The sequence below is a fragment of the Rhizobium sp. RU33A genome (assembly GCF_900156055.1).
In the GTDB taxonomy this organism is placed as follows: domain Bacteria; phylum Pseudomonadota; class Alphaproteobacteria; order Rhizobiales; family Rhizobiaceae; genus Allorhizobium.
Genome location: NZ_FTMQ01000023.1, coordinates 1 through 1,360 on the forward strand (window position 1 = coordinate 1; position 1,360 = coordinate 1,360).

Annotated in this window: 1 protein-coding gene; it reads right to left on the minus strand. The window is 57.0% G+C overall.

From position 1 onward, the window contains the following. Nucleotides 1–248 precede the first annotated feature (248 nt). Entirely contained in the window at nt 249–1,283 is a 1,035-nt protein-coding gene (locus tag BW978_RS23110; RefSeq protein WP_076398639.1) for an IS110 family RNA-guided transposase, read from the minus strand. Nucleotides 1,284–1,360 lie beyond the last annotated feature (77 nt).

Consider the following 1,360-nt stretch of genomic DNA (forward strand, 5'->3'; position numbering starts at 1 on the left):
CTCAGTGGAAACGTATGGCCCGCCCTGCTTGCAAGTGGTTTTTTTGATCCCTGTACAGTCTGCTTCAACGTATTCGGTCTCACGGCATGCCGTGGCCAAGATGGATATCCGCACGCTCAGAGCCACAATAATCAACTCGGTTTCCATGAACCATTTCCACTGCTGGGCTATCCGAACGCCGATCAACTGTCAGGCCATCTCCATTCCACTCGCAAACATCGTAGGCTGCGCTCCTGGCAGCCAGTGACTCAGATTGGCGCTACGCCATAGGCCCGCTCATAGGGCTGCCCCTTGCGCAACACCGCCCAGGCGATACGCGCGAGCTTGTTTGCCAGGGCCACAATCACGACATTGCGCTGGACGCCTCGGGACAACATTGTCTGGAGCCATTGCCCGATTGGCGTGGCACTTTGACTGAGCGTGTGCATTGCCGCTCGAGCGCCATGGACCAGCAAGGTTCGCAGATAGGTGTTGCCGCGCTTTGTTATCCCAAGCAGACGTGCCTTGCCTCCGGTGGTGAACTGTCGTGGCACAAGCCCCAACCATGCTCCGAGATCTCGGGCATGCTTAAAACTAGCGGCGTCACCAATTGCGGCGACAAGTGCCGTGGCGTTGAGCACGCCTATGCCGGGAATCGATGTCAGACGACGCATCGCGCTGTTCTGCCTGGCGAGTGCTACGAATTCTGCGTTCAACGTCTCGATCTTCTTGTCAAGCATTCGCCATTCGTCCCGCAGTTCGATCACCAAGCTGCGGATGCGCGGAGACAGGATCTCATCAGCTTCGGCAAGGAGGCCGTCCAGGGCGCTCTCGAACTTCACGCGGCCTACGGCGAAGATGACACCTCTCTCCAGAAGAACCGCACGGAGCTGGTTGATCAAGGTCGTCCGTTCCGCAACCAGCCTTGAGCGAACCCGATGCAATGTCTGGATATCCAACTGTTCTTGGCTCTTCAGTTCGACAAACCGCATCGTCGGGCGAGATGCAGCCTCGGCAATGCCCTCGGCATCTCTGTCATCATTCTTCTGTGCTTTTACATATGGGCGGACATATTCCGGCGACATCAGCCGGATCTCATGACCCCTCGCGGTAAATAGCCGGCCAAGATGGTGAGCCCCACAGCAAGCCTCCATCGCGATAACGCAGGTTGGCAGCTTCTCGACGAATTCGATCAATGTCTGTCGACGCATCGTTCGACGGACAACCACAGCGCCGCGGTCATCCACCCCAACAACGCTGCAGCTGTTCTTCCCGATGTCGATACCCAAAATGGAAATATGCATGGCTCGGCTCCTTTCCCTTCAAGAGAAGGACATCATACTCGATGTCCTCGGAAGGGCGGGCCATCCCATAATCAACA